The 13,037-nt window shown below is 73.7% G+C and carries 13 protein-coding genes; 3 read left to right on the forward strand and 10 right to left on the reverse strand.

All coding sequences use genetic code 11. From position 1 onward, the window contains the following. Window positions 1-38 precede the first annotated feature (38 nt). The 3 genes from BUE43_RS00060 to guaB all read right to left on the reverse strand — a co-directional run bounded on the left by BUE43_RS00060 (window position 39) and on the right by guaB (window position 4,672). The gene (locus BUE43_RS00060; RefSeq protein WP_073479275.1) at window positions 39-1,757 is read right to left on the reverse strand and encodes a GMC family oxidoreductase; all 1,719 of its coding nucleotides are present in this window, start codon (window positions 1,755-1,757) and stop codon (window positions 39-41) included. Between the two features lie 192 nt (window positions 1,758-1,949). After that, window positions 1,950-3,080, reverse strand: a complete 1,131-nt coding sequence (locus BUE43_RS00065) for a GuaB3 family IMP dehydrogenase-related protein (RefSeq protein WP_073479276.1) — start codon at window positions 3,078-3,080, stop codon at window positions 1,950-1,952. Between the two features lie 80 nt (window positions 3,081-3,160). Then, window positions 3,161-4,672: an IMP dehydrogenase gene (gene guaB, locus BUE43_RS00070; RefSeq protein ID WP_073479277.1), complete on the reverse strand. Its 1,512-nt coding sequence runs from the start codon at window positions 4,670-4,672 to the stop codon at window positions 3,161-3,163. A gap of 364 nt (window positions 4,673-5,036) precedes the next feature. Between guaB and BUE43_RS00075 the strand changes: the two genes are divergently transcribed. Beyond that, window positions 5,037-5,426, forward strand: a complete 390-nt coding sequence (locus tag BUE43_RS00075; RefSeq protein WP_073479278.1) for a DUF5319 domain-containing protein — start codon at window positions 5,037-5,039, stop codon at window positions 5,424-5,426. A 15-nt stretch (window positions 5,427-5,441) separates the two neighbouring features. On the opposite strand, the gene BUE43_RS33180 is transcribed toward BUE43_RS00075, so the two are convergent. The 6 genes from BUE43_RS33180 to BUE43_RS00100 all read right to left on the reverse strand — a co-directional run bounded on the left by BUE43_RS33180 (window position 5,442) and on the right by BUE43_RS00100 (window position 10,648). Further along, window positions 5,442-6,488, reverse strand: coding sequence for an anti-sigma-D factor RsdA (locus BUE43_RS33180; protein ID WP_073479279.1), 1,047 nt, complete (start codon window positions 6,486-6,488; stop codon window positions 5,442-5,444). Further along, window positions 6,489-7,061: a sigma-70 family RNA polymerase sigma factor gene (locus BUE43_RS00085; protein ID WP_073479280.1), complete on the reverse strand. Its 573-nt coding sequence runs from the start codon at window positions 7,059-7,061 to the stop codon at window positions 6,489-6,491. It abuts the gene before it with no gap. Window positions 7,062-7,654: 593 nt separating this feature from the next. Continuing rightward, a complete protein-coding gene (locus tag BUE43_RS35555; protein ID WP_268844402.1) occupies window positions 7,655-7,786 on the reverse strand; it encodes a hypothetical protein in 132 nt (43 codons plus the stop codon). Window positions 7,787-7,979: 193 nt separating this feature from the next. After that, window positions 7,980-8,576, reverse strand: a complete 597-nt coding sequence (locus BUE43_RS00090) for a response regulator transcription factor (protein WP_073479281.1) — start codon at window positions 8,574-8,576, stop codon at window positions 7,980-7,982. A gap of 39 nt (window positions 8,577-8,615) precedes the next feature. Next, a complete protein-coding gene (locus BUE43_RS00095) occupies window positions 8,616-9,563 on the reverse strand; it encodes a hypothetical protein (protein WP_200797329.1) in 948 nt (315 codons plus the stop codon). 77 nt (window positions 9,564-9,640) lie between these two features. Next, on the reverse strand, window positions 9,641-10,648 hold the full coding sequence (locus BUE43_RS00100) for a MerR family transcriptional regulator (RefSeq protein ID WP_234995546.1): 1,008 nt from the start codon (window positions 10,646-10,648) through the stop codon (window positions 9,641-9,643). 464 nt (window positions 10,649-11,112) lie between these two features. On the opposite strand from BUE43_RS00100, the gene BUE43_RS00105 reads away from it, so the two are divergent. Next, the gene (locus BUE43_RS00105) at window positions 11,113-11,409 is read left to right on the forward strand and encodes a WhiB family transcriptional regulator (RefSeq protein ID WP_073480125.1); all 297 of its coding nucleotides are present in this window, start codon (window positions 11,113-11,115) and stop codon (window positions 11,407-11,409) included. A 147-nt stretch (window positions 11,410-11,556) separates the two neighbouring features. Next, window positions 11,557-11,910 carry a PLDc N-terminal domain-containing protein gene (locus BUE43_RS00110; RefSeq protein ID WP_073479283.1) on the forward strand — a complete coding sequence of 118 codons (354 nt, stop codon included), beginning with the start codon at window positions 11,557-11,559 and terminating at the stop codon, window positions 11,908-11,910. A 39-nt stretch (window positions 11,911-11,949) separates the two neighbouring features. On the opposite strand, the gene BUE43_RS00115 is transcribed toward BUE43_RS00110, so the two are convergent. Then, on the reverse strand, window positions 11,950-12,858 hold the full coding sequence (locus tag BUE43_RS00115; protein ID WP_073479284.1) for a helix-turn-helix domain-containing protein: 909 nt from the start codon (window positions 12,856-12,858) through the stop codon (window positions 11,950-11,952). Window positions 12,859-13,037: the final 179 nt, after the last annotated feature.

Here is a 13,037-nt window from a genome sequence, read left to right on the forward strand (position 1 = left end):
ACACAGCGTCGTCCTGCTGGTCGTCCTACTGGATCGTCCTACTGGGCGAGGGGCAGGCGAAGCGCGGCCGGCGCATCAGCGGGAACAGCGGGCTTCCGGGGTGCGACCGGAGCGACGCGCCGGTAGTCCTGGCCGGGCGCCGGTCGGGGGTCGGTCTCCCCGGCGTTGGGCCAGAACGCGAAGGCCCGCTCCGCCTGGGCGGCGATGGTCAGCGACGGGTTCACCCCGAGGTTCGCCGTGATCGCCGATCCGTCCACGATGGACATCGTGGGGTAGTTGTGCACCCGGTGGTACGGGTCGATGACCCCCTGCTCGGCGTTCTCCCCGATCACGCACCCGCCGAGGAAGTGCGCGGTCAGCGGGATGTTGAACAGCTCGCCCCAGGTGCCGCCGGCCACGCCCCCGATCCGCTCGGCGGCGAGCTGGTTGGCGCGGTGGCCGGCCGGGATGAAGGTCGGGTTGGGCTCGCCGTGGCCCTGCCGCGAGCTCAGCCGGCGGCCGCCGAACAACCCCCGCCGGACGAACGTCGTGATCGAGTTGTCGAGGGCCTGCATGACCAGCAGGATCAGCGTCCGCTCGCTCCACCGCCGCACCGACAGCAACCGCAGCGTGGTCACCGGGTGCCGGAAGAGGTAGCGGAAGAACTGCACCCACCGGGGCGTGCTGGCCGCGCCGTCGGTGGCCAGGGTCTGCAACAGGCCCATGGCGTTGCTGCCCCTGCCGTAGCGCACGGGCTCGACGTGCGTGGACTCGTCGGGGTGGAACGACGAGGTGATCGCCACGCCCCTGGTGAAGTCCCTGGCCGGGTCGACGCTCAGCCGGCCGGCCCCCACGATCGCCTCGGAGTTCGTCCTCGTCAGCTCGCCGAGCCTGGGCGACAGCGCGGGGAGGACGCCCGCCGCCCGCATCCGGTGGAGCAGGTTCTGCGTGCCCCAGGTGCCCGCCGCGACGACCACCTGGCCGGCGGTGATCGTCCGCCCGGTCCGCCGCCAGCCGCCGGTCCGCTCGGTGCGCACCGCCCAGCTCCCGTCCGGCCTCGGCACGAGCGCGGTCACGGTGGTCAGCGGCAGGATCCGCGCCCCGTTCCGCTCCGCCAGGTGGAGGTAGTTCTTGACCAGCGTGTTCTTGGCGCCGACCCGGCACCCGGTCATGCACGAGCCGCACTCGGTGCACCCCACCCGCCGCGGCCCCGCGCCCCCGAAGTACGGGTCGTCGGCCGGCTCGCCGGGTCGACCGAAGAAGACGCCGACCGGCGTGGGGTGGTAGCTGTCGGCGACGCCCATGTCCGCCGCCACCTTCTGGATCACCTCGTCCGCCGGCGTGACGTGCGGGTTGGTCACCACCCCGAGCATCCGGCTGGCCTGGTCGTAGTACGGCGCGAGCTCGGACTCCCAGTCGGTGATGTGCGCCCACTGCCGGTCCCGGTAGAACGGCGCGAGGGGGCGGTACAGGGTGTTCGCGTACACCAGCGACCCGCCGCCGACGCCGGCTCCGGCCAGCACCATGACGTTGCGCAGCAGGTGGATGCGCTGGATGCCGAAGCACCCGATCCTGGGCGCCCACAGGTAGCGCCGCAGGTTCCACGAGGTCCGGGCGAACTCGTCGTCGGCGAACCGCCGACCGGCCTCCACGACGGCGACCCGGTAGCCCTTCTCGGTCAGGCGCAGCGCCGCGGCGCTGCCGCCGAAGCCCGACCCCACGACGACGACGTCGTAGTCCGGCCGCCCACCCGCACGGTTACCTGTGAGTAGCGTCATAGCGGGAGGCTAGCGGCAGGCCGCCCCCTCGACCAGACCCTGTTACCAGAGGTAACGGGAAAATCCGGCGCGCCCACCTCCGCCACTCGACCCGCCCCACCCCACAACGCGGCCTGCCGCCCCGCGCGGCGACGAACACCGACGCGGGACGGCAGGACGGGGACAGTCAGCGGGCCGGGAACGGCCCCGTGATCAGCGGCGGACGGTCAGGCCCACCTTCTGGAACTCCTTGAGGTCCGAGTAGCCGGTCTTGGCCATCGCGCGGCGCAGCGCGCCGAACAGGTTCACCGTGCCGCTCGGGTCCGAGGACGGCCCGAACAGCACCTTCTCCAGGTCGTGCCCCGAGTCGCCGAACCCGATCACCTCGCTGCGCGGCAGCGACGGGTGCGCGACGGCCGAGGTCCAGTACAGGCCGTGGCCCGGCGCCTCGGTGGCGTCGGCCAGCGCCTCGCCCAGCATCACCGCGTCCGCGCCGCAGGCGATGGCCTTGGCGATGTCGCCGGAGTGCGTGAGCCCGCCGTCGGCGATGACGTGCACGTACCGGCCGCCGGTCTCGTCCAGGTAGTCGCGCCGAGCCGCGGCCGCGTCCGCGATCGCGGTGGCCATCGGCACGCCGATGCCCAGCACCTGGTCGCTGGTGGTCGCCCGCGACTCGCCGTACCCGACGATCACGCCCGCCGCGCCGGTGCGCATCAGGTGCATCGCCGTGCGGTAGTCGCCGACGCCGCCGGCGATCACCGGCACGTCCAGGTCGGCGATGAACCGCTTGAGGTTCAGCGGCTCGCCGTCCCGCGCCACGTGCTCGGCGGAGATGATCGTGCCCTGCACGACCAGGATCTCCACCCCGGCGGCGAGCAGGTCCGGCGTCAGCTCCTCGGCGTGCTGCGGGCTGACCCGCACCGCCACCGTCACGCCGGACTCCCGGATCTGCCGGACCGCCTCGGTGATGAGGTCCACCCGCACCGGGGCGGAGTGCAGCTCCTGCAGCATCCGCACCGGGGCGTCCGGGTCCTCGTCCTCCTCGGCGGCCCGCACCACCCGGAACAGGGCGTCCTCGACGTCGCTGTGCCGCGCCCACAGGCCCTCGGCGTTGAGCACGCCCAGCCCGCCCAGCTCCCCGATCCGCACCGCCGACGCCGGCGACACCACCGCGTCGGTGGGGTGGGTGATCAGCGGGATGCCGAAGCGGTAGGCGTCGATCTGCCACGCCAGGGAGACGTCCTTCGACGAGCGGGTGCGCCGGGACGGCACGATCTCCACGTCGTCCAGGTCGTAGGCCCGCATCGCGGTACGACCCATCCCGATCTCGACCAGATCGCGCACGTCTCCCCTTCCCCACCGCGCGGCGCGGTGGTTCCTCGTCGGTTGCCGGCAGGCAGGCTACGCCTTCTCCGCGCGCCCCGTCACCGGGTCGTGTAGTTGGGGGCCTCGACGGTCATCGTGATGTCGTGCGGGTGGCTCTCCTTGAGGCCGGCCGCGGTGATCCGCACCAGCTGGGCCTCCTTGAGATCCGCGATGCTCCCCGAGCCGGTGTAGCCCATGCCGGAGCGCAGGCCGCCCACGAGCTGGTGCACGACCTGGGACAGCGGCCCGCGGAACGGCGTCCGCCCCTCGATGCCCTCCGGGACCAGCTTGTCCTCGGACAGCACGTTGTCCTGGAAGTAGCGGTCCTTGGAGAAGGACTTGGCCTGGCCGCGGCTCTGCATCGCGCCCAGCGAGCCCATGCCCCGGTAGGTCTTGAACTGCTTGCCGCTAACCAGGATCAGCTCGCCCGGCGCCTCGGCGGTGCCGGCGAGCAGGCTGCCCAGCATGACGCTGTCGGCGCCCGCCGCGATCGCCTTGGCGATGTCGCCGGAGTACTGGATGCCGCCGTCGCCGATCACCGGGACGCCCGCGGGGGCGCAGGCCTGGGCCACCTCGTAGATGGCGGTGATCTGCGGCACGCCCACGCCGGCCACCACCCGCGTCGTGCAGATGGAGCCGGGGCCCACTCCGGCCTTCACGCCGTCCGCGCCCGCGTCGACCAGGGCCTGTGCGCCGGCCCGGGTGGCCACGTTGCCGCCGACGATGTCGACCGAGTCGCCCAGCTCCTGCTTCAGCTTGGCGACCATGTCCAGCACGTTGCGCTGGTGGCCGTGCGCGCTGTCCACGACGAGCACGTCCACACCCGCGTCGACCAGCGCCATCGCCCGCGTGTAGCCGTCGGCGCCCACGCCCACCGCGGCGCCGCACAGCAGGCGGCCGTTGCGGTCCTTGGTCGCGTTCGGGTACTGCTCGGTCTTGACGAAGTCCTTGACGGTGATCAGGCCGCGGAGCTTGCCGGCGCCGTCGACGATCGGCAGCTTCTCCACCTTGTGCCGGCGCAGCAGGCCCAGCGCGGCCTCCGCCGTCACGCCCACCTGCGCGGTGACCAGCGGCATCGTGGTCATCACCTCGCGCACCGGGCGGGTGTGGTCCACCTCGAAGCGCATGTCGCGGTTGGTGATGATGCCGACGAGGGTGCCGTCGGCGTCGGTCACCGGGACACCCGAGATGCGGAACCGCGCGCACAGCGCGTCGACCTCGGCCAGCGTGTCGTCCGGGGAGCAGGTCACCGGGTCGGTCACCATGCCAGCCTCGGACCGCTTCACGACCTCCACCTGCGAGGCCTGGTCCTCGATGGACAGGTTGCGGTGCAGCACGCCCATGCCGCCCTGCCGGGCCATGGCGATCGCCATCCGCGCCTCGGTGACGGTGTCCATCGCCGAGGACAGCAGCGGCACCTTCAGGCTGACGTTGCGGGACACCCGGGTGCTGGTGTCCACCTCGCTGGGCACCACCTCGGACGCGCCCGGCTGGAGCAGGACGTCGTCGAAGGTGAGCCCGAGCAGCGCGAACTTCGACGGAACACCGTGAGCGGTGAGCTCGCTGGTCATGGCGGGTGGCTGGCCTTTCGTGGGCGCCGGCAGCGCGCAGGGCGGCCGGATCCTCGTTCGGGTGGTTTCGGGCAGGTCAGGCGCCGGTCCACCCTTGGCGGGGCGGATGCGTCCATGCTAACGGGACCGCCTCGCCCGCCATTCCGGCCGGTTCGCGCGAGGCGCCCCACCCATGGTCGCCCACGAACGGCTCTGTGACCTGCGGGACACCCGCACCCCGCGATCCGCAATCCGCGGGACACCCGCACCCGGCGATCCGCGGGACACCCGCACCCGAGAACCCGCGGCCCCCGGGCCCGGTAGATGAAGAAAAAACCACGGTCACCCACGAACGGCTTCCGTTCGCCCGGTACGGTGCGGTCCCGTGCCGCACGATGCCCTGCCCCCCGACCCGTTCGCGGGTGACCCGGACGACCCGGCCCGGGCACTGGCCGGACAGGACTCCGACGAGCCCTGGGAGCCGCTGGGCGCGGACGAGCGCGCCGAGCTGCTCGCCGACCTCACCGACCTCGCGGTCTACCAGGCGTTGCTCGAACCGCGAGGGGTCAGGGGCATCGTCGTCGACTGCGCCGACTGCGGCGAGCCGCACTACCACGACTGGGAGCTGCTGCGGGCCAGCCTGCAGCAGCTGCTGGCCGACGGGCACATGCGCCCGCACGAGCCGGCCTACGACCCGGACCCGTCGGCCTACGTGAGCTGGGAGTACTGCCGCGGCTACCACGACGGGGTCGCCTCGGCCGAGGGCGGCCGCTAGGCGGCGGGTCGGCCGCTACTTGGTGTTGCCGTTCCCACGGCCGCCCTGGACACCCTGGTTCGGGCTCTGGCCACCCGTCTCGCTGCTGCTGCGCGAGCCGTCGGTGGCGCCGGGGCCCTGGGTGCTGGTGCCGCCCGACGTGACCGTCGTGGGGTTGCCGCTGCTGGGCACCGGGACGGTGGAGGGCGGCGGGGTCGTCGTGGTGGTCGGCGCCGGTCGGGGAGTGCTCGTCTCCGGGACGCTCGGCGCGGAGGGCGTGGTGCTGGCCACGGGAGTGGTCGGCTGGCTGCGGCCGCCGGGGGTGCTGCTGGTGCCGGGGACGGTGCTGACCGTCGGCGTCGTGCCGGTCCGCAACGCCTCGACCAGGGACTCGTGCCTGGCGCTGAGGTCGTTCCTGCCGTCCTCGGTGTTCACGACGCCGAGCTGGGACTCGACCCGCTGGAGCAGGACCCTCGCCTCGGCGATCCGACCGCCGGCGAGCAACGAGCGCGCGGTGTCCAGGTCCGCCTTGACCGACGCGGCGGCCTCCACGGAGCGGGCGTGCTCGGAGTACAGGACCCTGGTCAGCCCCCACAGCGGGTCGCCGGGTCTCGCGTCCCTGACGACCAGGCCGACGCCGGTGAACGCGATGGCCAGCACGGCCGCGGCGCTGGCCAGCGGGACCAGCAGCCGGTGCCGGCGGCGGGGGGCGCGGGCGGCGGCGATCACGGCGGCCGCCGTGTCGACGTCGACCAGCTCGTCGAAGGGCTCGCCGTCGACGTCGCGCCGCCAGGACAGCAGCAGTGTGCTGAGCTCCTGGTCGGCGAGCTGGCCGTCGACGGCGGGGTCGGTGCCGCCGAGCGCGTCGAGGAGCGCGTCGTCGGCCTGGATCAGCGAGAGGTCGGCGAAGTCCGCCACCCCGTCCGCCGCACCGCTGCCGCCGTCGTCATCACCGCTGTCGCTGTCGTGCGCGAGGTTCCCGACGTCCACGCCGACACCCATCCGGTCGTCGGCGTCGGCGCCCGTCGCGAGCTCGCCCCGCTCCCGGGGACCGCCCTCGCGCTCGTCGTGCCGTCTGGCCACTCAGACCACCTCCTCCGCGGCGAGCGTCTTGCGGAGCCGGGCCAGCGCGCGGTGCTGCGCCACCCGCACGGCCCCCGGCGTCGAGCCGACCGCCTCGGCGGTCTCCTCGGCCGAGAGCCCGACCACCACCCGCAGCAGGAGGATCTCCCGCTGCTTGGGGGGGAGGACCCGGAGCAGGTGCGCCATCCGCTCGGACAGCTCGCCCTGCATGGCGCGCTGCTCGGGACCGGCGCCCAGCTCGGGCGCGTCGGGCACCTCCGGGACCGGCTCCGAGCGGTTGCGAGCCGCCGAGCGGTGCGCGTCCGCCACCTTGTGCGCGGCGATGCCGTACACGAAGGCCAGGAAGGGTCGTCCCTGGTCCCGGTAGCTCGGCAGCGCCGTGAGCACGGCGAGACACACCTCCTGGGCGACGTCGTCCGCGGACGTGAACGATCGTTCCTGCCTACCAACGCGGGCGCGGCAGTACCGCACCACCAGGGGACGGATCGTCGCCAACAGACGCTCGATCGCCTGGCGGTCGCCTTCGACGGCGGCGCCCACGACGGCGTCCAGCCCGTCCCCCGTGTTGGTCATCGCAGAAAGCAGCCCTGGTGTTACGCGTAGGCGGACCGACGATGACCGGCTCGGAGGGGTAACCCTCTCGTTGCCGGTCGTGTTCACCGTACCGGGCACCACCGACTGGACGGCTCTCGGGAGCGGATCGACACCCGTACGCCAGGTGGGATCCCGCTCACATGGCCTAGTACACCGTTCCGTCCCGCACGCGTGGCGCACGTTCGGATGATCCCAACGGGGACACCCGAGCCGTGGCGGGCCGTGCTCCGTCACAGGGCGCTCATACCGACGCGGGCGGGGCCTCGACCGATCACCGTCAGCCGTCGACCGGGTGGCGTAACGCGGGCGTGACACGGAGCACAGTGCGTACGGGTGACAACACCTGCGGTCACCGCCTTTCGCGCCGGCGTCGCCCTCAGGGCCCGAAGTTCTGACACAGGTCGTGCCGGCTCTCCACGAACTGGGGTCGCCGTCACCGCCGTTCGCCCCGGAACACGTCCCGCCCCCGGGAGCTCCGCCGCGCGGAGGTGCGCCGGGGTGGCGCGCCCGAGGGCCGCGCCGCGTCCGGAAACGGCCGACGACGACGCGGACGCCCTTCGTCCCGGAGAGCATCACCGGAGGTGGACCCGACGGTCGGTGCACTTCGGGTCAGTGCACTTCAGGTCGGTGCACTTCGGCATGGTCTCCGACACGCGCGCTCCGCCGTCGTCGTGCCGTCGCTCGCCGACGTGTCCCCGGGCCATGCCCTCGGAACACCTCCTCACGCCGAGGTGGCGAGCGTCGTTCTCTCTCGTTCTTCGGTTGTCGCGGTTCCTCTCGCCGTTCCACCTCGCCCCACGGATGGCTCACACCCTTCAGGGCGTCAGCCACCGCTCCGTACGGGAGGAGGCCCGTCGGTGGCGGGCACTCTCGTCCCGGCGCGAGGCGGCGGACCGGTCAGGAGACGAGGCCGCGCCGGAAGCCGTGCGCGACAGCCTGCGCCCGGTCCCGCACGCCGAGCTTGCGGAACAGCCGGCGGGCGTGGGTCTTCACCGTGTCCTCGGACAGGTACAGCTCCCGTCCGATCTGACCGTTGCTCTTCCCCTGGCTCATCCCGCGCAGCACCTGCAGCTCCCGCTCGGTGAGCTGGACGCCGGGGTCCGAGGGCTGGCGCGGGGCGGGCACCGAGGTGCTGGCGAGCGTGTGCGCGAGGGCGGCGACGAGCTCCGGTCGGGAGGCGTCCCAGCGGAGGTAGCCGCGGGCGCCGCCGGCGATCGCGGCGGCGATGCTGCCGGCGTCGTCCGGTGCGCCGAACACGATCACGTTGGCCTGCGGGTGCGCGGAGACCAGACGCCTGGTCGCCTCCACTCCCGTCGGCACCGCTCGCTGCGTGCCCACCAGGACGACATCGACCGGCTGCCGGGAGTAGCGCGCCAGCAACTCGTCACCGTGCGCGACGCAGTCGATCCTGCTCACCCCCGGTACGGCCGACATGACACGGGTGAGGCCCTCCCGGACGCTGCGCCGGTCATCGCAGATCAGGACCGTCGTCACGGGGACTCCTTCCTGCAGCCGAGTGACGTTCCACCTCCCCTATCGGACGCCGGGAGCCGAACCTTGACACGATCCGGTGCTTAATCCGTCAAGAATCGTTTGGCCGCCCGTTCGGGGAAGGTCACCGGATCGGACCAAATCCGAGGGTAACCACGGAGACGCCTCCGCGAGGAGCCTCCCACGGGCGTCAGCCCGGCGCAGCACGAACCGAAGAGCGCCGCCGGCGCGTTCCAGGAAATGCTCTCGATCCGCTCCGGGCAAACCGGCCAGGACCAGCGCGGACGGCCACGCCAACGGCGGCAGGCCGCGCTGGAGCGCCGCGTCCAGCGCGCGCCGCAGCACCGCGGCTCCCCGCGCGTCATCCGCCGTCACCAGGGCGACCCCGAGGATCAGGTCAGACTTGACCTGGTGCCGGATCGAGGGACACTCGGACGTACGAACGACCGCCCGTTCGGCGCAGGCAATTGCCGCTTGGGGGTTGCCGCTCGCCAGCTCGATCTCCGCACCCACCCAGTCCCGACGTATTGCGGAACGCGAAGAAACCTGATCAACAGCTCGCGCGGCCGTGTCCAGTCGACGCGCCACACCGATCCGGCCCAATCCGATCGCATCCGCCGCCAGCCCGACCAATGCGTCGGCCCGGGCGTCGGCGGAGTTGATTTCGGGAAATTCGACTGAATGGTCGCCGGCCGTTCGCCAATTCTCCTCCGCCATTCGTCGCAACGCCCGTCCGTCCCACACCCGGGCCTCGGCGTGGGCGCCGAGCTGACGGCGGTGGGAGGCGAGGGTCGTCGCGGCCAGGGAGGCGAGCACGGGGTCGGCATGACCCACCAGACCGGCCAGCGCGGTGGCCGCGGCGGCGTACCGGCCCTGTCCGCCGAGTGCGACCGCGGCCAACCACCGCCGCCGCGGGTCCGGTGACCGCGCGTCCGCCCACACCGGCCTGTCCGGCAGATCCCCGAACGCGGCCCGTCGCAGCTCGTCCACGCCCCGCATTGTGACGGCCCCCTCAGACAGTCCGGGATCACCGGAGCCCGGTGTCGCCAGCTCCGCCCCGGGTGAGGTCAGGTCCGGGCCATCCCGTCGACGGTGACGGCGCGCGGGCCCACGACGACCTGCTCGACGCGGTCGACAGCCATCCCCAACGCGTTCAGGACCTCCACCTGGGAGGGCACGAGCAGCGGCTCCCACCCCGGGCCCCCCGCGAACACCCGGACCCGTTGGCGCGTGCGGGGCAGGGTCGCGAACAGGCGCGGGTCCGCGTGGTGCGGGAGCTGAGCCCACAGCACCACGGCGGCCGGCGCGGTGCGGCGCACCGCGGCGACCAGCGCGTCGACCGGCAGCGCGGGCCCCAGCATCAGCGAGCCGACGCCGCGCAGCGCCAGCGCCGCGGCGAGGGCGCGCAGCGGCAGCACGTGCTGGTCCTCCGGCACGGAGGCGAGCAGCACCGGACGCGGGTTGCACGGTGGCGGCGCGGCGGCGCTCGCCCTGGCCAACGCCGTCATGACGCACTCGTTGAGCATGTGCTCCACCGCGACCCCGGCGCCCGAGTGCTCCCACCGCTCGCCGACGGCGGCCAGGACCGGCCGGACCACGCCGTCCCACGCGCCCACGACTCCGTCCTCGGCGATCGCGTCGGAGACGAGGCGGAGGGCGGCGGCGCCGTCCATGGCCAACGCGGCCCGGCCGAGGCCGCGGGCCCGCCGGCTCGCGCCGGGCAGGCGCAGCACCCGCCCGCCCACGCGGGCCCCGGTGTCGGCCTCGCCCTCGCCACCCGTCAGCAGCAGGGGTTCCGCGCCCGACGCCGGGCCGACCGCGTCGCCGGGCCGCCCCGCCGACGCGGTGGCCGCCTGGAGCGCCGTCAGCGGCGAGGTCAGCGCGTACCGGGCGGCCTCGGCCGGGGAGGCGCCCCGCAGGAGTGCGTGCTGCATGAGTTCCAGGCGCGCGACGTCCTGCGGGCCGTACCTGCGGTGCCGGCCGCTGGTGTGGTCGCTGGGCCCGAGGCCGTAGCGCCGGTCCCAGGTGCGCAGGGTGGCGGGCGCGACTCCCAGCCGGCTGGCGACCGCGGCCACGGTGAGCCGGGGTTCGTCGCCCCCCGCGGCTCCCGGCTCCGCCGGCCCCACTCCGGGAGGCTCCGGCTCGGTCGGCTCAGGGAAGTCCGTCACGCCCACGACGTCGCGGTGAGAGCCGCCAGCCGTCGCCCCGTCGTGCGTCTCCGGCTGCGTCGTCACGCGGGACATGGTCCGGGTGACCCGGCCGGGTGGCAACCCGGGTGACCGAATGACGCCTGTGTGGCCCAGCACACAGGCGGGCGGGTTGAACAACTTCTGGCGCGATAGGTCTTGAACAAGTTTTGACGCGGTTCTACGGTGAGGTCCTAGTTGGACAGCGAGACCTGCTCGCAAGGTCGGGAGACGGCCGCGAGACCTGCTCACGGGGTGGAGGGCACGGGGAACGCGGGCCTGCTTGCACGGTCGAGCCGAATCAACACCGCAACCAACAGGTGGGGCACCGACACGGTGAGGAGGTGGTCGCGGTGGCCGACACCCGACGACTCCCCGGACCCAACGCGGATCTCTGGGACTGGCAGCTCCGCGGCTCCTGCCGCGGCATGGACAGCGCGTTCTTCTTCCACCCCGACGGCGAGCGGGGACCGGCACGGGCCAGGCGGGAGGCCAGGGCCAAGGCGATCTGCCAGCGGTGCCCGGTGCTGGAGCAGTGCCGACGCCACGCGTTGGCGGTGCAGGAGCCCTACGGCATCTGGGGCGGCCTGTCCGAGTCCGAGCGCGACTCGATCATCAAGGCGAGGAAGCGGCAGCTCGCGCTGCAGTGAGGGCCCGAACCGGAGTCCCGAGGGGGCGGCTCCGGCGCCGGTCGAGGTGGTGGTGGGCAGCGGAGCAGGCGAGCCCGCCCCGCCCGCCCACCCCGCGTCCGCCGACGTCCGCCGGTGGACCGACCGAGCAGGAAGGAGCACGCGCCGATGTCCTCCCTGTCCCCGGCGCTGGCCAGGTCGCCCCTCCGACCGGCGCAAATCCGGTACGACCAGGACTACGACGAGGTGTGGGGCTGGGGCGCGGCGCTCGTCGCGGGCCTCGGCGGCCTCCTCTACCTGGCGCTGCTGGTCGTCACCGTGGTGAGCGTCCTGCGCTCCCCGCTGAGCATCGGCAAGAAGGTGCTCTGGGTGTTGATCGCCCTGTTCTCGCAGCCGCTGGGCATCCTGCTGTGGTTCGCCGTAGGCCGGACGGTCGCCCACATGGCGCCCTCAGCGGTCACCCTGTCGTCGCCCCCGCCGCCCGGCACTCCACCACCCGCGCCGCCCAGGCACCCTGCCTGATCTGCGGACACGGCACGGGCCCGAGGCGCCCCGAGCGACTCAGTCGACGGTCGCCACCTCCGCGACCTCCGCCACCTCCGTCTCTTCCGCCGCCCGCGCCGCGAAGCCGTCGGCGACGGTGTCGACGAACGCCAGCGACTCGTGCTCCGGCAGGGCCGCGCCCCACAGGCGCTCGAACAGCTCCGCGTGGCGTCGGGCCGGCTCGGCGCCCTCCACGGCGACGCCGACCGCCACGTCCCGGAAGACCAGGTCACCGGGCCGGGTGGCCAGCCCCGGGACGTCGAGCAGGGTGAACCCGCTGTCGGCGACCACCTCCCCGGCGACGGCGAACGGCAGGACCCGCAGCGCCACCGTCGCCAGCCCGCACACCTCGCGGAGGTGCCGCAGCTGGTCGCGCATCACGCCAGGACCGCCCACGGGCCGGCGCAGGACGCCCTCGTCCAGGACCACCGCCACCCGCAGCGGCTGCTCGTCGGCGAGCACCCGCTGCCGGGCCATGCGGAACTCGACCCGCCGCTCGACCTCCTCGGCCCGCAGCCCCGGCCGGGCCGCCCGCAGCACCGCCGCGGCGTACGCGGCGGTCTGGAGCAGGTCGGGCACCCACAGCGCGTCGTAGGCCCGCAGGCGCTCGGCCGCCGCCTCGATCTCGACGTACGGGCCGTCGATCACGTCGTGGTACCGGCTCCACCACGCCTTCCGGCGGGACCGCCCGGCCAGCCCCACCAGGAACTCCGTCTCGTCCCGGGACACGCCGTACAACGCGCAGAGGTCGCGGACGTCGGACGGGCCGACCGCGATCCGGGCCCGCTCGATCCGGCTGATCCTGGACTGGGAGCAGCCCAGCCGCGCGCCCACCTCGACGGTGGTCAGCCCGGCTCGCTCCCGGTGTCCGCGCAGCTCGGCGGCGAGTCGGCGGCGGTCGACGGTCGGGCTCTGGCGAGTGGGCACCGAACACCTCCACGGCGGGTCGCCGGTTCCTCGATCGCGAGAGTGTTCAACCGCGCGCCGTCCGTCACAAGCCTCCCGGCGTCGCCGGGTCGGGTGATGCTGGCGACCCCTTCCACGCCGAAGGGCCGGCTCGCGATGGCGAGCCGGCCCTTCGTGTCACCGGAGGCGTCCGACCGGGG

The sequence above is a fragment of the Streptoalloteichus hindustanus genome, assembly GCF_900129375.1.
Lineage (GTDB): Bacteria > Actinomycetota > Actinomycetes > Mycobacteriales > Pseudonocardiaceae > Streptoalloteichus > Streptoalloteichus hindustanus.